The sequence below is a fragment of the Pseudarthrobacter sp. 01T43 genome, from assembly GCF_056398665.1.
Map to the genome: position 1 here is coordinate 466,205 of NZ_JBFTPV010000003.1, position 18,217 is coordinate 484,421.

Here is an 18,217-nt window from a genome sequence, read left to right on the forward strand (position 1 = left end):
TCGGCTATTTACTGGACCCGCGTGCGGGAACCGCAGGAGAGCAGGTAGTTGCGCGTGCGCTTGGCGATGGGCATGGGGACGTCGAAGGCAACGGGGTACATGTCCTGCTCCACAATGCCGAAGATCGGGCGGTTGAGGGCCTCGACGGCTTCGATGACGGCACGCAGGTCCGGCAGGCCGTTGGGCGGCTCGGTCATCACACCGGCCAGGTTGGCCGCGGCCCAAGTCATGTTTTCCTCGTTGACCTTCTGGAGGACGTCCGGGTTGATCTGCTTCAGGTGCAGGTAGCCAATGCGGTCCGGGTAGTTCTTGATCAGCTCAAGGCTGGATGCCCCGCAGTATTCTGCGTGGCCGGTGTCCAGGCAGAGGTTGAGATACTTCGGGTCCGTGGCGGCCAGCAGGGTTTCGATGTCGCGTTGGGCCCCGACGTGGGAGTCCGCGTGGGAGTGGAACTGCTGCTTCAGCCCGAAGTCCTCCAGCAGGACCTTGCCCATGCGGTTGTGTCCTGCGAACAGGTCGGCCCATGCCGCCTCGGTGAGCTCGCCGCTCTCGACCGCTTCGCCGGTGACATCGTCACGCCACATGGCCGGGATGACCACGATGTTTTCGCCGCCCATGGCCGCTGTCAGTTCGGCCACCTTGCGGGCAGGCTCCCAGGCTTCGTCGTACTGTTTGGCGCCACGGTGGAAAGCGGTAAAGACCGTTCCGGCGGTGACCTTCAGGTCCCGTTGTTTGAGTTCCTCTGCAAGCCGGGTGCGGTCGTTGGGCAGGTAGCCGTACGGACCGAGCTCGATCCATTTGTAGCCGGACTCTGCAACCTCATCCAGGAAGCGTTCCCACGGGGTCTGCTGGGGGTCGTCCGGGAACCAGACACCCCAGGAGTCCGGGGCGGTGCCGATGATGAGCTTGTTCTCGACGTCAGTCATGACTGTTCCTTCTCATCGATTGCTCCGTAGGTGCCCTTTTGGACGCTCAAAACGGCGTTTACGGAGCAATCGATGGTGGTTGGCGGTGGGGATTAGTTGGACGGGAAGTTGTACGAAGCGCCGGAGGCGTGGGTGGGTTCCGGCCAGCGGGATGTGACTACCTTGCCGCGGGTGTAGAAGGACACGCCCTCGGGGCCGTAGATGTGCTTGTCGCCGAAGAGGGAGGCCTTCCAGCCGCCGAAGGAGTGGTAGGCCACGGGGACGGGCAGGGGGACGTTGATGCCGATCATGCCCACGGTCACGGAGCGCTGGAAAGTGCGGGCGTTCGCGCCGGAGGAGGTGAAGATAGCGGTGCCGTTGCCGTACGGGTTGGCGTTGATTAGTTTGATGCCGGACTCCAGGTCCGGGACGCGGACGACGACGAGGACGGGTCCGAAGATTTCCTCGGTGTAGGCGGTCATTTCGGTCTTCACGTGGTCCAGTACGGTGGGTCCGACCCAGAAGCCGTCCTCGTGGCCGGGGACCACGAGGTCGCGGCCGTCCACCACCATGGCGGCTCCTGCGGCTTCGGCTTCGGTGACGATCCTGACGATGCGTTCCTTGGACGCCGGGGTGATCACCGGGCCCATTTCCGCGCCGGGTTCGGTGCCGTTGTTGACCTTCACGGCCAGGGCGCGTTCTTCGACTTTTTTGACGATCAGGTCTGCGGCGTCGCCGACGGCGACGGCCACGGAGATCGCCATGCAGCGTTCCCCGGCGGAGCCGAAGGCGGCGGCGGCGAGGTGGTCGGCGGCGTTGTCGAGGTCGGCGTCGGGCATCACGATGGCGTGGTTCTTCGCCCCGCCAAGGGCCTGGACACGCTTGCCGTGCTTGGTGGCGGTCTCGTGGACGTACTGGGCGATCGGGGTGGAACCAACAAAACTAATGCCGTCCACGTCCGGGTGGGTCAGGAGCCCGTCAACGGTTTCCTTGTCGCCGTGCAGGACCTGGAAGACGCCGTCGGGCAGGCCAGCCTGCTTCCACAGCTTGGCGAGCAGCATCGAGGCGGAGGGGTCGCGTTCGGAGGGCTTGAGGATGAAGGCGTTGCCGGTGGCGATGGCCATCGGGGCCATCCACAGCGGCACCATCACGGGGAAGTTGAACGGGGTGATGCCGGCAACTACGCCGAGCGGCTCACGGAAGGAGAAGACGTCGATGCCGGTGGAGACCTGGTCCGAGTAGTCGCCCTTGAGCAGGGTTGGGATGCCGCAGGCGAACTCGATGACCTCCAGGCCGCGGCCGATCTCGCCCTTCGCGTCGGAGAGGACCTTGCCGTGCTCGGCGGTGATCAGTTCGGCGAGGTCATCCACGTGGGCGGCGACGAGTTCGCGGAACTTGAACAGGACGGCGGTGCGCTTGGCCAGGGAGATGTCGCCCCAGCTGTCGGCGGCGGCGCGGGCCGCGGCGACGGTGGCGTCAAGGTCTGCCCGGTTGGCCAGCCGCAGCTGGGCCGAGACGGCACCGGTGGCGGGGTTGTAAACGGGCTGGGTGCGGTCACCCTCGCCGGCGGTCTCGGCGCCGTTGATGAAGTGGCTGATAGTGGTGGTCTCAGTGGAGGTGGCAGTCATGGGACTCTTCCTTGAGTAGTCGAAAGGGGATGAAAGGCGGGAACTTAGCCGAGCATCTTGCGCTGGCGGTCCTTGTGGTCGGTGTAGGTCTTGTAGGCCTGCCGGGTGGACTCCAACTCCGAAACGGCAGAGACGGGAACGTCCCACCAGGACTCGGACGACGGTGCGTCCAGCAGCGGGTCGGATTCGACGTGGATCAGGATGGGTCCGCCACGTTCGGGTGCGGCCTTGGCATCCCGGATGGCCTGTTCAAGTTCGGCGATGACCTTCTCCCCCGGTTCGATCCTGACCACCTTCACGCCAAGGCTTTCGGCGTTCAGGGCCAGGTCCACGGGAAGGGTGTCGCCTTCGTCGAAGCTGTGCTGCTCCTCGTTCAGGGCCCGGTACTGGGTCCCGAACCGCTGCGAGCCCAGCGATTCGGACAGGGAGCCGATGGAGGCGTAGCCGTGGTTCTGGATCAGGACCACGATCAGCTTGATGCGTTCGGCGACGGCGGTGACCAGTTCAGTGTGCATCATCAGGTAGGAGCCGTCCCCCACCATGACCACGACGTCGCGCTGTTCACCACCGCGCGCGGCTTCGGCCAGCGCCGCGCGCTTGACGCCCAGGCCACCCGGGATTTCGTAGCCCATGCAGGAGTAGGCGTATTCCACGTGGTAGCCGAACGGGTCACGCACCCGCCACATCTTGTGCAGGTCACCGGGCAGGGACCCGGCAGCGCAAATGACGACGTCGGCCGCGTCCATGGCGCGGGACGTGGCGCCGATGATTTCGTTCTGGGCCGGCAACGGCGTGAAACGGGTATCGAAGGCCTCATCCACGGTGGCGTCCCAGCGCTTCTTCTCGGCCGCGACCTGCTGTTCCAGGTCTGCGCCCACGCGGTAGCCGCCGAGCGCCGCGTTGAGTTTGACCAGTGCCTTGCGGGCGTCGGCCACGATCGGGAGCGTGGTGCCGTGCTTGTACGCGTCGATCGCGGCAACGTTGATGTTGATGAACCGCACGTCCGGATTCTGGAACGCCGTCCGCGACGCCGTAGTGAAGTCCTCGTAGCGCGTGCCGATGCCGATGATCAGGTCAGCTTCGGCAGCGATGGCGTTCGCCGCCGTCGTTCCGGTGGAGCCAATCGCGCCGAGGGAGAACTTGTGATCCCACGGCAGGACGCCGACGCCGGCCTGCGTGTTGCCCACCGGAATGCCTGTCAACTCCACGAAAGCAGCGAGTTCATCGTTGGCGTAGGCGTAGAGCACGCCGCCGCCGGCAATGATCAGCGGGCGCTTGGCGGCGCGGATGGCCTCGGCGGCGCGGGCGATGTCCCCGTCGTCGGCTTCGGGACGGCGGATCCGCCATTCGCGCTCGGCCAGGAATTCCTCGGGGACGTCAAACGCTTCGGCCTGGACATCCTGGGGCAGCGAGATCGTGACCGCGCCGGTCTCGGCCGGGTCGGTGAGGACGCGGAGGCCGTGGTGGAAGGCTGAGAAGAGCTGCTCGGGCCGGGAGACGCGGTCGAAGAACTTCGACAGCGGCCGGAACGCATCGTTGACGGTGATGTCGTAGGCGTAGGGCTGCTCAAGCTGCTGCAGGACCGGGTCCGCGGCGCGGGTGGCGAACGTGTCACTAGGCAAAAGCAGGACGGGCAGCCGGTTGGTCGTCGCCAGCGCCGCGCCGGTGAGCAGGTTGGAGGAACCCGGGCCGATCGAGGTGCTAATGGCGAAGGTCTGGCGGCGCCGGGTGTGGCGGGCGTAGCCCACGGCCTGGTGCGCCTGGGCCTGCTCATTTCGGCCCTGGTAGTAGGGCATGATGCTCGGGTCAAGCTGCTGGTACTGCTTCAAGGCCTGCCCCACGCCGGCCACATTGCCGTGCCCAAAGATGCCGAACGTCCCGGGGATCAGTCGCTGCCGGAACTCCTGGCCACCGACGGAATCCACGGTGTACTGCTTGGACAGGTACTCGACGACGGCCTGGGCCACCGTCATTCGGCGGGTTGTTGTTCCCACGATGATTACTCCGATACTTTCGCTGAGGACTGCAGCACAGGGGTCTTGAGGAGCGAGGCGGCGGTGGCGACTGCTCCTGCCACATCGCCGTCGGCCGGGTAAAGCAGGGTCCTGCCCACGGTGAGGCCTTGGACTCCTGGCAAGGCCAGTGCGGCCTGCCAGCTGGCAAAGACCTCATCCTGGGTGCCTTCCGGGTCCCCGCCGAGGAGCACTGTGGGCAGCGTGGTGGACGCCATGACGCGTTCCATCTCGGCAACCACGGGCAGCTTCATCCACGTGTAGGCGCTCGTGGAGCCCAGTCCCTGCGCGATCGCGACGGACTTGATGACGGCGTCCGGGCTGAGGTCGTTGCGGACCTTGCCGTTCTGCCAGACCGAGAGGAACGGTTCCACCATGGCGATCAGCTTACGTGCGGCGAGCGAATCGACGGCCCGCGCCGTGGCTTCCAGGGCGGAGGCGGTGTCCGGGTCGCCGAGGCAGATGCGGGTGAGCATCTTGCCGCCGTCGGCTCCCAGTGCCGCCAGGGCCTCGGCGGTGTGGCCGGTGAAGCGGTCATCAATTTCGTTGACGAGCCCGGCCAGGCCACCGCGGTTCATGGAACCGAAGACAAGCTTGCCCTCCAGGGCCCCCAGCAGGAGCAGGTCATCCATGATGTCCGGTGACGCGAGCACACCGTCCACGGCGGGGTTCGCCAGGGCGATCCGGAGGCGGTCCAGCAGGTCAAGCCGGTCCGCCATGGCCACCTGGTCGTTTCCCACGGAGAGGGCTCCGCGGGCGGGGTGGTCGGCGGCGACGATGAAGTTCTGAACACCGTACTTCAGCCCCGGGTGGCGCCTGCGCGTGGCTGCGGCGCGGGCCACGGCGTCTGGATCTTCGAGCCGGAGGGCGCTCAGGTGCTGGTAGCGGCGGGGATCGTCGTTGGCGCTCAAGACGCTGCTCCTTCGGAGACTGCTGCATGGGATGTAGGTGCAGCCGCGCCGGCGAATTCGGGCACCAGTCGGCCGCGGTCGGCCAGCAGCGAGGTGACTTCGTCCGGCGTCGGCATCGCATCTGCGCAGGAAAGACGGGAGGCGACAATGGCACCCGCTGCGTTGGCGAAGTCCRGCACTTCCGCGAGCGGCCAGCCGGCCAGCAGACCATGGCAGAAAGCACCGCCAAAGGAATCGCCGGCTCCCAGCCCGTTGACGGTCTCCACCTTCACGGGTGCTGACACAACGCGCTCCGAACGGGTCTTGGCCATGACACCGTCGGGACCGAGCTTCACCACGGCGATCTCCACGCCGGCGGCCAGCAGCCGGTCTGCCTGCTCGTCAGGAGTTCCCTCCCCTACCGCAACAGCGCATTCCTTGTCGTTACCGATGGCAACTGTAACGTGCGGCAGAATCTTCGCGATCTCGCCCCGGGCTTCCTCCTCGGAAGCCCAGAACATGGGCCGGTAGTCAAGGTCAAGGACCGTGAACTGGCCGATCTTCAGCTGGTCACGGTCCCGGGCCTCATGGGCCTTCAGATGCGCCTCACGGCTGGGCTCCTGGCACAATCCGGTCACGGTTGACCAGAAGATACGTGCCGCCCGGATGGCGTCCAGGTCAAGCTCTTCGGCCCTGATCTGGAGGTCCGGCGCGGTGGGGAACCGGCCGTAGAAGTACAGCGGGAAATCATCCGGCGGCTTGATCGCACAGAACGTCACCGCGGTGGGCCACTCCTTGACCGGGGTGACGAACTGGTCGTCCACGCCGAACTTGCGCAGCTCGCGGTGCAGGTAGGTGCCGAAGGCGTCGTCGCCGGTGCGGGTGATCACGCCGGTCCTGCGGCCATGGCGGGCAGCTGCCACCGCTACGTTCGAGGGTGAGCCGCCGAGGTACTTGCCGAAGGACTGCACGTCCTCCAGGTCCACCCCAATGTCGTTCGGGTAGATATCAACGCTGATGCGCCCGATCGTGAGCAGTTCGTGGGTCACGGTAATCGCGGACCTTTCTGTTGTGAACTCTTGCGGGACGGAGCTCCGGTGCCTGGGCCGGACCGCACGTGAGCGGGGCCACAACCACTACTCTGCACCAATATTCATGTCCTGTCAAAGGTTTGTACTGACATATTTACAACAAAACGTAAGCTTCCTGGCAGGCGCTCCCGGCGGGCCCGAATCCGGGCCCGGATGCCCCTGCCTGCCCCCTATTTGCGCGGAATCTCCAATTCGCCCGTGACATACTGGGCGCGCCCAAACCCGAAAGACCAGTCGCTTGCACTGTTTTCCACGTAGCCAAGGAAAACATCCTCACCAGTCACCCCCACTTCGGCCAACTGCTCAGCAATGGCCGCAAAGAGAGACTGCTTGGCCTCCTGGCTGCGCCCGCCCTGAGTGAAGATCTGGATCATCACCACATCGGAACTGCGCTCAAAGCCAAGACCGGCGTCCTGGGCGAATATCTGGCCCAGTGGATGCTCCGTCACGATATGGAAATAGTCGCGCTCCGGAATGCCATACTCGGCCAGGATGGCATCGTGGATCCGGCGGCTGAGGCCGCCAAGCTCCTCGGGACTTCGGCCGGCATTGACATCAATTCGAACCAACGGCATTGCTTCTCCCTGAGTTAGTTTGTCCTGACATACTAACAAAATCAAGGATCGTGGAACAAGAAGGTTGCGGGCTTTCTTAGTGGCTGCGACGGATTCTGCTCCATCCTTGGCTCCTCCACAGAGCGCATCAGCGTCATACCGCGCCCCGGGGTCGTCCCCCGGCGAATGATTGGGCAGAATCCGGCACGGAAGGACTTACGACGACGGCGCCCGCCGCCTTCCGGTGGAAGGTGACGGACGCCGTCGTGCTTTAGTCAGCAATCTTTAAACAGCAACGCGGGGCCACTCCGTGCCCGATCCAACCTCTGGAAGGGGCAGGGAGTGACCCCGCGTTTGTGGTGCTGTGGCGCTTCGAGCCTAGAGCGCTGCGAAAACTTCGCGCAGCAGCGTGGCGGTCTCGGACGGCGTCTTGCCGACCTTCACGCCTGCGGCTTCGAGGGCTTCCTTCTTGGCCTGCGCGGTTCCTGCGGAACCGGAGACGATGGCGCCGGCGTGGCCCATCGTCTTGCCCTCGGGAGCGGTGAAGCCGGCCACGTAGCCGACAACCGGCTTGGTGACGTTCGCCTTGATGAACTCGGCGGCACGCTCTTCAGCGTCGCCACCGATTTCGCCGATCATCACGATTGCCTTGGTCTCGGGATCCGCTTCGAACGCAGCCAGGGCGTCAATGTGCGTGGTGCCGATGACGGGGTCCCCGCCGATGCCGATGGCGGTGGAGAAGCCAAGGTCGCGCAGTTCGTACATCATCTGGTAGGTCAGGGTGCCTGACTTTGAGACGAGTCCGATGGGGCCCTTGCCGGTGATGTTGTTCGGCGTGATGCCGACCAGCGCTTCGCCCGGGGTGATGATGCCGGGGCAGTTCGGTCCGATGATGCGGGTGACCTGGTTGCCGTCGGCGTCAACCGTAGCCTGGGCGAGGGCCCAGAACTCGGCGGAATCCTGGACGGGCACGCCTTCGGTGATGACAACTACGAGGCCGATGCCGGCTTCGATGGCTTCAACAACGGCGTTTTTCGTGAATGCCGGCGGGACAAAGACGATGGAGACGTCGGCGCCGGTTTCTGCCATGGCTTCCTTGACGGTGCCATAGACGTTGATTTCAGCATCCCCGTGCATGACCGTGGTGCCGGCCTTGCGGGCGTTGACGCCGCCCACGATGTTGGTGCCGGCCTTCAGCATCAGGGCGGTGTGCTTGGTGCCTTCGCCGCCGGTGATGCCCTGGACGATGACCTTGGAGTCCTTGTTCAGATAGATAGACATGGTGCGTCCCTTTACTTAGCTGCGTTGGCGAGCTCGGCGGCCTTGTCGGCGCCCTCGTCCATGGTGGCGGCCAGGGTAACCAGCGGGTGGTTGGCCTCGGCCAGGATGCGGCGGCCTTCCTCAACGTTGTTGCCGTCGAGGCGGACTACCAGCGGCTTGTTSGCGTTGTGGCCMAGCTCGGCCAGCGCACCAACGATGCCCTTGGCGACRGCGTCRCATGCGGTGATGCCACCGAAGACGTTGACGAACACGGACTTGACCTGCTCGTCGCCGAGGATGACGTCGAGGCCTGCAGCCATGACCTCGGCGGAAGCTCCACCGCCGATGTCCAGGAAGTTGGCGGGCTTAACGTTGCCGTGGTTTTCACCGGCGTAGGCAACGACGTCCAGCGTGGACATAACCAGGCCTGCACCGTTACCGATGATGCCCACTTCGCCGTCCAGCTTGACGTAGTTCAGGTCCTGCGCCTTGGCCTTTGCCTCGAGCGGGTCAGCAGCGTCCTTGTCCTCAAGGAGGGCGTGCTTGGCGTGACGGAACTCGGCGTTCTCGTCCAGCGAGACCTTGCCGTCCAGGGCCACGATGTCACCCGCGCCGGTCTTGACCAGCGGGTTGACCTCCACCAGGGTGGCGTCTTCCTTCTTGAAGACGTCCCACAGCTTGAGGATCACGGCGGCGACCTTGCCGCGCAGTTCCTCAGCGAAGCCTGCGGCTGCAACGATTTCGTCAGCCTTGGCCTGGTCGATGCCGACGGCCGGATCGATGGCGACCTTGGCCAGCGCATCGGGGCGTTCGACGGCGAGCTGCTCGATTTCCATGCCGCCTTCAACCGAGCACATGGCCAGGTAGTTGCGGTTGGCCCGGTCCAGCAGCACGGAGAAGTAGTACTCCTCGGCGATGTCGGCACCCTGGGCAATCATCACCTTGTTAACGGTGTGGCCCTTGATGTCCATGCCCAGGATGTCGGTGGCGTACTCAAGCGCCTCATCAGCGGACTTGGCTACCTTGACGCCGCCGGCCTTGCCGCGACCGCCTACCTTGACCTGTGCTTTAACAACAGTCACGCCGCCGATTTTTTCGGCTGCTGCTTTTGCTTCTTCTGGGGTGTACGCCACGATGCCGGCAAGCACGGGTACACCGTGCGCCTCGAACATATCGCGCGCCTGGTATTCAAACAGGTCCACGGTTTAGTGTCCTTCTACGTCGAAGTAGTTTCTGTACAGTCGGACACCGCCGAAGACGATGACCGGGCTGCGGATTGCAAGCACCTGCGACCTGTTCGGAAACGAGCCACAGCATGCGATGCTCCACTCGGAACTCTAGTCCTCTCTGAGGACCGGCCCGTTCCACAGTACCTCTTATGTGAGTAAGCACACTATTCTATGGAGCGTAGAAAAACCCCTAGATTACGGGGTTTTTGCACCTTCAGACGGGGCCGGGCCGGTTGTTTCGGCAGACTTCGAAAAGGCTCCGTAATGATCCCTGGCGACGAAGAAGGCGACGCCACCGGAGACGTTGCCGCACGCCACGCCGTGGTTGTAGGCGGAGCAGCGGAGCCCGTTCCGTTCCAGGTTGGCACCGTCCGCCAGGACAGGCAGTTCGCTGAGCGGGCCGGTCTTGCTCCCCTTGGGCCCGTAAGCGGCCTCCATTTGTGTGACACCTGAACGGCATTCCCCGTAGGTGACCTTCTCCGGTGTGAGCAGCGCCGTGCCGCCGAGATAGCCCAACCCGGTGCCGGCGCAATCGTCCTTGATGTCGACGGCGGCAGGTTTGGGGTAGCTCGCCAACTGGCAGTATGCCACCGGAACAGTGGCCATTTTGTCGTTGGCGCTGTCCATGAAGCTGTTCGGCGCGTACGGGAGGTTGAGGTGCTCACCCTTGGCGGACGTCAGCGAGCACGCGATGTTCCGGTCCTCGGTGATAAACGATAGGACGTCCTGGCCGGTCCGGAACCCGGCCGGGTCCACCAGGGCCGCCCGTTCCAGCTGTTCCAAGGGCGGCAGCGGCGGCGGCGCAACGTAACCCGGGTCCTCAGTGGTGATGGTGCAGGCCGTGGCCGCCAGCAGAATAAAGGCGGCGAAGATCCCCAGAACAGTCCGTCGCATGGTCCCCATTATGCTTCATGGCTGCGGCTGCACCCGAGCTCAGCCGCTGCGGATAACCTGAGGATCAGCTCGCTCTGCGCTTTAGCCGTGGCCGAATAAATCTCCGGGGCGTGGGCTGTTTTCACTTGGGCACATGGAAGCTGGTGGGCCTGGGCCTATTCCCGGAATCCCGCATCTAAGGAGCGCCCCGTGGAGAAGAATCAGTCGCCGAGGCTGAGGTTTCTCGGCGCAACAGACACCGTGACAGGATCCAGGTACCTGATCCAATCACGCGGAAAGCGAATCCTGGTGGAATGTGGGCTCTTTCAAGGCTACAAACGGATCCGGGATCGAAACCGCATAGCCTTTCCCGTCAGTCCGGCAAGCCTTGATGCCGTAGTCCTCACCCACGCCCATCTGGACCACACCGGCTACGTCCCCGCGCTGGTACGGGACGGCTTCCGCGGGCCGGTCTATGCAACACCGGGGACCACCGAACTGTGCACGCTGCTCCTGCCTGACAGCGGATACCTGCAGGAGGAGGAAGCCCGCTACGCAGATAACCGGGGGTCTTCCCAACATCGTCCCCCGGCGCCGCTCTATACCGCGGAAGACGCCGTTCGTTCCCTCAACAGCTTTGAGACCCGGGGCTTCGACACCCCGTTCGCGCTGGGAAACGGAATTGAGGCAACGTTCCTTCCCGCCGGCCACATCCTCGGCGCTGCACAGATCCATCTCAACCTCGACGGCCGATCCGTGCATTTCACCGGCGATCTCGGCCGGGCTAACGATCCGCTGATGTATCCGCCCAGAGCCCTGGAATCCGTCGACGTGCTGGTGACCGAATCCACCTACGGGAACCGGGCACACCCCGGCGGAGATCCCGAGGCCGAACTGGGCGAGATCATCAGGCGCGTCGCCAAACGGCAGGGTGTGATCATGATCGCGGCCTTCGCCGTGGGACGGGCCGAGACGGTGTTGCTGCACCTGTCCCGCCTGATGAGCAAGGATGCGGTCCCGCATATCCCTGTCTATCTCAACAGTCCTATGGCCATTGATGCATCCGGCATGTATCAGCGCCACCGTGAAGAACACAGGCTCGAAAAGCACGAATTTGAGGCGATGTACAAACTGGCCACCCCCGTCCGAAGCGCCGATGATTCCAAACTGCTCAATCTCCGGGGCGGCCCCATGATCATCCTGTCCGCCAGCGGCATGCTCACCGGAGGCAGGATCCTGCATCACCTTGAAAACTACGGTCCCGATCCGCGTAACGCGATCATCCTCAGCGGATACCAGGCTGCGGGAACCAGAGGCGCATCCCTCGCGGCGGGCGAGCAGCATCTGCGCATCTACGGCCGGGACATCCGGATCGGCGCGGAAGTCATCCAGATGGAAGGCCTGTCCGCCCACGCGGACGCCGACGAGTTGATCCGATGGATGCAGGCCGCCCCAACCGCGCCGGCCATGACCTATATCACCCATGGGGAAGCTGACTCATCCGATGCCATCCGCATCCGGATCAAACGTGAGCTGGGGTGGAAGGCCCGTGTACCCGAGTACCTTGAATCCGTCTCAGTAGACCATCCGGAGTAGAAGCCCGCTCCCCGCAGTTTCGCTCAGGCGTGCAGTGCTTAAGCGTCCAGTGCTTAAGCGTCCAGCTTGGTCAGCGGCGCGTAGCGGAGCAGGAGCCGCTTCTCGCCGACGTCGAACTTCACCTTGGCAACGGTCTTGTCCCCCGCGCCTTCCAGTGCCAGCACCGTGCCGTTGCCGAAGCTGGTGTGGTTGACCTTGTCCCCCACACTGACGGCCACGATTTCCTTTTGTGGCTGGACCCGGTTCTTGGCGATGACGGCCGGCACATCCGCATTGAAACCCGCCGAGGAATCGGCCGCGGGCCCGCGGGAGGAGCCTGCACCCCAGAACGATCCACCGTACCGGCTGGAGCCGATGGACCCACCGCTCCCCCAGCCGCCGGTTTGCCTGCTGGTGCCTTCGCGCTTCCACTCCACCAGCTCGGCCGGGATTTCCTCGAGGAACTGGCTGGCGGGGTTGTACTGGCTCTGGCCCCACATGCTGCGGACTTCGGACCGGGTGACGTAGAGGCGCTTGCGGGCGCGGGTCAGGCCCACATAGGCCAGGCGGCGTTCTTCCGCGAGCTCCTTGGGGTCCGTAGCCGAGCGCTGGTGCGGGAACAGCCCATGCTCCATGCCGGTCAGGAACACCACGGGGAATTCGAGGCCCTTGGCGGTGTGGAGGGTCATCAGCGTGACCACGCCCAGGCGCTTGGCCTCAGCCACGGCGGCGTCGATGTCCGCGCCCGGGGCGTCGGGAATCTGGTCCGCGTCAGCCACCAGGGACACCTGCTCCAGGAAAGCGCCCAGGGACCCTTCCGGGTTCTCCTGTTCGTATTCACGCACGACGGCGACGAGTTCCGCCAGGTTCTCCACGCGGGACTCATCCTGTGGATCAGTACTGGAACGCAGCCCGGCCAGGTAGCCGGTCTGCTCCAGGACGGCCTCCAGCGCTGCGGCCGCACCCGAGCCGGAGGCGACCTCGGCGAGGTCATCGAGCAGTTTCACGAACCCCAGGACGGCGTTGACGGAGCGCGTTGCCATGCCTGGGGCCTCCTCGGCACGCCGGGCGGCCGCCATGAACGACATCCGCTCCCGCGACGCGAGCGCCGCCACGGCACCTTCGGCGCGGTCACCGATGCCGCGCTTGGGTTCGTTGAGCACCCGGCGCAGGTTGACGTCGTCGTCCGGGTTGACCAGGACCCGGAGGTACGCGAGGGCGTCCTTGATTTCCTTGCGTTCGTAGAAGCGGGTGCCGCCCACCACTTTGTACGGCAGGCCCACCCGGACCAGCACGTCCTCGATGGACCGCGACTGCGCGTTGGTGCGGTAGAAAATAGCGACGTCGCCGGGGCGGAGGTTGTCCTCGTCCTGGAGCCGGTCAATTTCCTTGGCAATGAACCGGGCTTCGTCGTGCTCGTTCTCGCCCACGTAGCCGATGATCTTGTGGCCATCGCCCTCCGCCGTCCACAGCCGCTTTTCCGGGCGGTTGGGGTTGCGGGAGATCACGGAGTTGGCCGCGGTGAGGATGTTCTGGGTGGAGCGGTAGTTCTGCTCCAGCTTGATGGTGCGGGCTTCCGGGTAGTCCTTCTCGAACTCCACGATGTTGCGGATGTCAGCGCCGCGGAAGGCGTAGATGGACTGGTCCGAGTCGCCCACCACCGTGAGCTCGGACGCGCCGGGGCCCTCGCCCACAATCTCCCGGACCAGGGCGTACTGGGCGTGGTTGGTGTCCTGGTATTCGTCCACCAGGACGTGCCGGAACCGGCGGCGGTAGGASTCCGCGAGCGCCGGGAAGGCCCGGAACATGTAGACAGTCTCCGCGATGAGGTCGTCGAAGTCCATGGCGTTGGCCTGGCGCAGCCGCTGGGTGTAGCCCTTGAAGACGTCCGCCACAGCGCTTTCGAACGGATCGTTGAAATTGGCGGTGGAGGCGAACGAGTCGGCGTCGATGAGCTCGTTCTTCAGCGCGGAGATCTTGTGCTGAATGGCCTTTGGCGCGAACTTTTTGGGGTCCAGGTCCAGGCTCTTGGACACCTGGGTCACCAAGCGCAAGGAGTCGGCGGAGTCGTAGATGGAGAAGTTTGACTTCAGGCCCACGTTCGCCGCTTCCTGGCGCAGGATGCGGACGCAGGAGGAGTGGAACGTGGAAATCCACATGATCTTGGCCCGGCCGCCCACCAGCGCCGCGATGCGCTCCCGCATCTCCGCGGCAGCCTTGTTGGTGAAGGTGATAGCCAGGATCTCCCCGTAATGGGCCCGGTGGGTGGCAATCAGGTACGCAATCCTGTTGCTGAGCACACGGGTCTTGCCCGAGCCTGCGCCGGCCACAATCAGCAGGGCGCTGCCGGCGTGCTTGACGGCCTCTTCCTGCTGCGGGTTCAGCCCCTGCAGCAGCTCCGCCGCATTCGGCCGGTGGTGCGGCTGGTCGCCGTCGCCCTCTCCGCGGGGCTGCTGGCTGGCCCAGCCGCCCGGGAACTGCGAGGTGTCACCCGTGCGCTGGGCGGTGTCACCCGTGCGCTGGCCGCTGTCAGCCGGGCGCTGCTGCCCGGTCCCGCCGCCACCCAATTCGGCAGCCCGGGAAAGGCCTTCCGGGCGCGACTTGGTGCGGGCTGACGCTGCCGATGCAGCCTTGAACGGTCCGTCAGAGTACGGGTCAAACAACATATCCATGGTGCCTACAAGTCTAGGCGGTGGGGCTGACAGTCAGGTCCAACCTGTGGATAACACTGCCTTCCCGGCACCACGCTGCCGCCAGCAGCCCGCCAGCAGTACCCAGCCCCGGCTCAGGCCACCGAGCCGGAGAGGAGTGCCACACGCAGCTCTTGCACCGCCGTCGTGCCTCCAGCCATGAACCACTGCAGCCCGTTGACCTGCACGGTGTCCGTGGCGCCGCCCGCGGCGCGGACAATCGCCTGGCCCGGCAGCCAGTCCCATTCCGGGCAGCTGTGCTGGAACCAGCAGCCCAGCTCACCGTCGGCCACGCGGCCCAGGTCGCAGGATCCGGAGCCGAACATGCGCAGGGCGGCGGCGGAGGTCGCCGCGGCGTGCCACGGCATGGCGCAGAGCGGATCCATCAGCCACGTGGGGTGGATGTAGGTGGCCGCCCCGACTTCTGCGAGGGGGTTGCGGTTGCGCGCACCGCCGTCCCGGTAAGCAGCCAGCGCCTCACCGTTCAGTGTCGCGGCCTGCGCAGTCCCGCCGAGCCACAGTTTGTCCTCCTCCGGCTGGAAGATCGCGCCCAGCAGCACGTCTGAGGAGTCCTTCAGGGCAATGGCCGAGCACCAGTACGTGGATCCGTGCAGGAAGTTGTAGGTGCCGTCTACGGGGTCGATCACCCAGGTCCGGCCGCTGGTACCGGCTACCGAGGCGCCCTCCTCGCCCAGGATCCCGTCGTCCGGCCGGCACCGCTGGAGCTGCTCCAAAACATAGGCTTCGGCGGCGTGATCGGCCGCCGTCACCACGTCGGAGATGGACGTTTTCTGCGTCGACTGCAGGCCGGCCATGCGCATCAGCAGCGCCAGCTGCCCGGCCTCGCGCACCAGCGCCGATGCCAGTTGGTAGTCATCCAGGGCGGGGTCAAGTTCGAGGGCGCTGTGCCTGCCAGTGGTCATTGCACCAGTCTATGCAGCGCCATAATGGTGCCATGGCCAAAACCCCAGCGCAGCGGATCAAGAAGCACGGCTCGAAGGCGGTTGTGCCGCAGCACAACCTTCCGCCGGTGATCAACCCCACCACCAGCCGTACGCCGCAGAAGGCCCAGTCCAACACCAACTTAATCCTGATCGCGGGCGTGGTGGCCAGCCTGTTCCTGTTCTGGTACCTGCACCTGCTCGTGCTGAACCAGATGACCCAGCTGTCCGGCGGACTGGCCATGCCGGATTCCCTGGTGGGCGGCTTCGACGCGTCCTACGTTGGCCAGCTGAACGCTGCGATGGACGGCGACGCCCGCGGCCAGCTCAACTACATCCACAAAACCGCAGGCACACTGTTCCCGCTCATCTTCGGCTTCACCTGGCTGCTGCTGATCGGCACCAACGTGGCCAGGAAATCGCTCCGGTGGGCTCTGTGGGCCGTCCCGCTGCTGTTTGTGGTGGTCCGTTTGTGGGGCAACGTCACCATTGATGCAGCGCTTGCTGCAGAAACGGCCGACGCCGGCCAGGTCGCCTTGGCATCCGCTCTCACCGTTACGGGGTGGGTGCTGTTCGTTCTGAGCCTGCTGGCCGGTGCCGCCGCCGTGTTCCTGGCCAGAAAGTCTGCCGAAACGGCCGCCTCCCCATCGACTGCTGCGTAACTGCCCTTGTGGGCGCCCTTAACGGCGTTTACGGAGCAACGGATGGGTGAAGGCGAAGCTCCCGCCGGTGCCGGTGCACGCGCTGAGCTATCACCAGGCCCGCGGCTGCCATGCCGACCGTCACGGGATACCCCATCAGCCGTTCCAGCGCGCCGGGCTCTGGAACGTCCATCCGCGTCAGGGCCCCGGTCACCAGTGCTGCGAGCGAAGCCACCCCGCACACTAAAACGAACCATGCGAGCGGCGTCTGCCGCAGCCACAAAGCGCCCAGCACCAGCAACGCCAGGGCGCCCGCAATAAAGTACATGAGCGCGCCGGTGTAGTGCCAGCCGGAACCGAGGTCCTCCGGTACCAGTCCCACGATCATGGTCCCGGCGCCGGCGGTGCCGGCCAGGATCCGGACCCAGACCGCGGCCAGCCAGGGTTTCCGGCGTCCCGGCTGTACCCTCGCTCCCGGCCGGGCGGCGACACACAGCAACCCCGAAGTCAGCAGCAATGCGCCCAGGAGCATGCCCAGCCCCTGCGCCACAAAGGAAGCGTTCATCAGCCAGTGGAGCGGCGAACAGACGTCTCGGCCGGCATAGACCCCGCAATGGAGCGCACCCAGGTCGCTGATATAGCCGGTCAGGCGGTCATAGGGCCGCGGCCCGGCCCAGCCCCCGATCACGGCTTCTTCGGCCACAAAATACTGCAGGACGCTCAGGACGGACCAGGCGCCGATGTAATGGCGGGTGGACGCCGTGTCCGGGATAAAGACCGCGGCGGGAGCGTACGACGGTGCTGAACTCATGCCAAGAGCGTAGTACGGCCTCCCACCTTGTATGCTTGTATCCGTGTCCGGACGGACCGGCCCTGCCGGAACAACGGACACGCGCCCTCGTAGCTCAGTGGATAGAGCACGGCTCTCCTAAAGCCGGTGTCGTTGGTTCGATTCCAATCGAGGGCACTTGAACCTTCCTGCTCCGGACTTCGGCCTCCGCGCCTACCTGCTCGGCCTATCGCCGGCCCGCCCCGCCGTTGCGGGAAAGTGGTCCGTTGAAAGGCAACTGCTGGACCGGGCGGCCGGCACCCGCGGAACGTTTTCCGGCGTCGTACATTTTGTTCCCACGGACGACGGCGGCCTGGTGTTCCGTGAAGAAGGCACCATCCGCTGGCCCACCTTCGCCGGCCCCGCCTCCCGGAAGTACCTCCTGAAACCCGCCGACCGGGTTGACACCCTGGACGTATGTTTCGACGATGGGCGCCCCTTCCACCGGATGAGTTTCACTCCGGAAGCTAATTTGGACACCCACTGGTGCGACCCCGACACCTACCATGTCGACTACAGCTACGAGGGCCCGGACGCGTTCGGCTACACCTGGGACGTCAGCGGACCGCGCAAGGACCTGCTGCTGACGTCGGCGCTCCGGCGACTGCCGTGAACAGGCCAGGGTGGGCCGGGCCGAACAGTATTAGGCTCGAAGCCGTGAAAGCCCGCATTGTTGTCTCTGCCGTCTGCGTGTTCGACGACGCCGGGCGGCTCCTGACCGTCCGCAAGCGCGGCACCACCATGTTTATGCACCCCGGCGGCAAGCCCGAACCCGGCGAAAGCGCCGTCCAGGCTGCGTCCCGGGAACTGGCAGAGGAAGTGGGGATCATTGTTGCGCCGGGCGACCTCGAACTGATGGGTGTCTGGATTGCCGACGCCGCAAACGAGGCCGAAACCGACATCGAAGCCACCGTCTTCCTGGCACCCAGTACCTGGACAGCCCGCCCGTCGGCCGAAATCGCCGAAATCCGTTGGCTGGACCTGGCCGCACTAGAACAGGGTGCGTTGGTCCGGGGCGCGTTGGACCAGCTCGCGGCGGACCTGGCGCCGCTCCTGACGGACCACATCCTGCCGCTCTTGGCCGCCTCCCGCCGGTGAG

Annotated in this window: 16 protein-coding genes and 1 tRNA gene; 5 read left to right on the top strand and 12 right to left on the bottom strand. The window is 65.2% G+C overall.

Translation table 11 applies throughout. The features are described from left to right. Positions 1–8: 8 nt before the first annotated feature. The 9 genes from AC1DIM_RS05640 to AC1DIM_RS05680 form a co-directional block, all read right to left on the bottom strand. The gene (locus AC1DIM_RS05640; RefSeq protein WP_477709510.1) at positions 9–926 is read right to left on the bottom strand and encodes a sugar phosphate isomerase/epimerase family protein; all 918 of its coding nucleotides are present in this window, start codon (positions 924–926) and stop codon (positions 9–11) included. Between the two features lie 92 nt (positions 927–1,018). Next, a complete protein-coding gene (locus tag AC1DIM_RS05645) occupies positions 1,019–2,533 on the bottom strand; it encodes a CoA-acylating methylmalonate-semialdehyde dehydrogenase (protein WP_477709511.1) in 1,515 nt (504 codons plus the stop codon). 44 nt (positions 2,534–2,577) lie between these two features. Beyond that, a complete protein-coding gene (iolD, locus tag AC1DIM_RS05650; RefSeq protein ID WP_477709543.1) occupies positions 2,578–4,506 on the bottom strand; it encodes a 3D-(3,5/4)-trihydroxycyclohexane-1,2-dione acylhydrolase (decyclizing) in 1,929 nt (642 codons plus the stop codon). Between the two features lie 26 nt (positions 4,507–4,532). Then, on the bottom strand, positions 4,533–5,456 hold the full coding sequence (locus tag AC1DIM_RS05655; protein ID WP_477709512.1) for a Cgl0159 family (beta/alpha)8-fold protein: 924 nt from the start codon (positions 5,454–5,456) through the stop codon (positions 4,533–4,535). Continuing rightward, on the bottom strand, positions 5,453–6,484 hold the full coding sequence (iolC, locus tag AC1DIM_RS05660; RefSeq protein ID WP_477709513.1) for a 5-dehydro-2-deoxygluconokinase: 1,032 nt from the start codon (positions 6,482–6,484) through the stop codon (positions 5,453–5,455). Before iolC ends, AC1DIM_RS05655 begins: the two co-directional genes overlap by 4 nt. Before the next feature lie 212 nt (positions 6,485–6,696). Further along, positions 6,697–7,101 carry a tautomerase family protein gene (locus AC1DIM_RS05665; RefSeq protein WP_477709514.1) on the bottom strand — a complete coding sequence of 135 codons (405 nt, stop codon included), beginning with the start codon at positions 7,099–7,101 and terminating at the stop codon, positions 6,697–6,699. Between the two features lie 357 nt (positions 7,102–7,458). After that, the gene (gene sucD, locus AC1DIM_RS05670; RefSeq protein WP_477709515.1) at positions 7,459–8,361 is read right to left on the bottom strand and encodes a succinate--CoA ligase subunit alpha; all 903 of its coding nucleotides are present in this window, start codon (positions 8,359–8,361) and stop codon (positions 7,459–7,461) included. An 11-nt stretch (positions 8,362–8,372) separates the two neighbouring features. Continuing rightward, entirely contained in the window at positions 8,373–9,542 is a 1,170-nt protein-coding gene (gene sucC / locus AC1DIM_RS05675; RefSeq protein ID WP_477709516.1) for an ADP-forming succinate--CoA ligase subunit beta, read from the bottom strand. A 222-nt stretch (positions 9,543–9,764) separates the two neighbouring features. Continuing rightward, a complete protein-coding gene (locus AC1DIM_RS05680) occupies positions 9,765–10,472 on the bottom strand; it encodes a hypothetical protein (protein WP_477709517.1) in 708 nt (235 codons plus the stop codon). 180 nt (positions 10,473–10,652) lie between these two features. On the opposite strand from AC1DIM_RS05680, the gene AC1DIM_RS05685 reads away from it, so the two are divergent. Beyond that, positions 10,653–12,038: an MBL fold metallo-hydrolase RNA specificity domain-containing protein gene (locus AC1DIM_RS05685; RefSeq protein WP_477709518.1), complete on the top strand. Its 1,386-nt coding sequence runs from the start codon at positions 10,653–10,655 to the stop codon at positions 12,036–12,038. A gap of 53 nt (positions 12,039–12,091) precedes the next feature. Here the strand turns inward: AC1DIM_RS05685 and pcrA are convergent, their stop codons facing one another. Continuing rightward, positions 12,092–14,689 carry a DNA helicase PcrA gene (gene pcrA / locus AC1DIM_RS05690; protein ID WP_477709519.1) on the bottom strand — a complete coding sequence of 866 codons (2,598 nt, stop codon included), beginning with the start codon at positions 14,687–14,689 and terminating at the stop codon, positions 12,092–12,094. Positions 14,690–14,802: 113 nt separating this feature from the next. Continuing rightward, a complete protein-coding gene (locus AC1DIM_RS05695; protein WP_477709520.1) occupies positions 14,803–15,630 on the bottom strand; it encodes an inositol monophosphatase family protein in 828 nt (275 codons plus the stop codon). A gap of 32 nt (positions 15,631–15,662) precedes the next feature. Here AC1DIM_RS05695 and AC1DIM_RS05700 point away from each other — a divergent pair, with 32 nt between their 5' ends. Next, entirely contained in the window at positions 15,663–16,310 is a 648-nt protein-coding gene (locus AC1DIM_RS05700; protein ID WP_477709521.1) for a hypothetical protein, read from the top strand. Positions 16,311–16,338: 28 nt separating this feature from the next. On the opposite strand, the gene AC1DIM_RS05705 is transcribed toward AC1DIM_RS05700, so the two are convergent. Beyond that, positions 16,339–17,100, bottom strand: coding sequence for a DUF998 domain-containing protein (locus AC1DIM_RS05705; protein WP_477709522.1), 762 nt, complete (start codon positions 17,098–17,100; stop codon positions 16,339–16,341). A gap of 83 nt (positions 17,101–17,183) precedes the next feature. Between AC1DIM_RS05705 and AC1DIM_RS05710 the strand changes: the two genes are divergently transcribed. The 3 genes from AC1DIM_RS05710 to AC1DIM_RS05720 all read left to right on the top strand — a co-directional run bounded on the left by AC1DIM_RS05710 (position 17,184) and on the right by AC1DIM_RS05720 (position 18,216). Beyond that, a tRNA-Arg gene (locus AC1DIM_RS05710) sits at positions 17,184–17,256 on the top strand. A 1-nt stretch (position 17,257) separates the two neighbouring features. Beyond that, positions 17,258–17,731, top strand: coding sequence for a DUF6314 family protein (locus tag AC1DIM_RS05715; RefSeq protein WP_477709523.1), 474 nt, complete (start codon positions 17,258–17,260; stop codon positions 17,729–17,731). Between the two features lie 44 nt (positions 17,732–17,775). Beyond that, positions 17,776–18,216, top strand: coding sequence for an NUDIX hydrolase (locus AC1DIM_RS05720; protein WP_477709524.1), 441 nt, complete (start codon positions 17,776–17,778; stop codon positions 18,214–18,216). The last annotated feature ends 1 nt before the right edge of the window (position 18,217 follow it).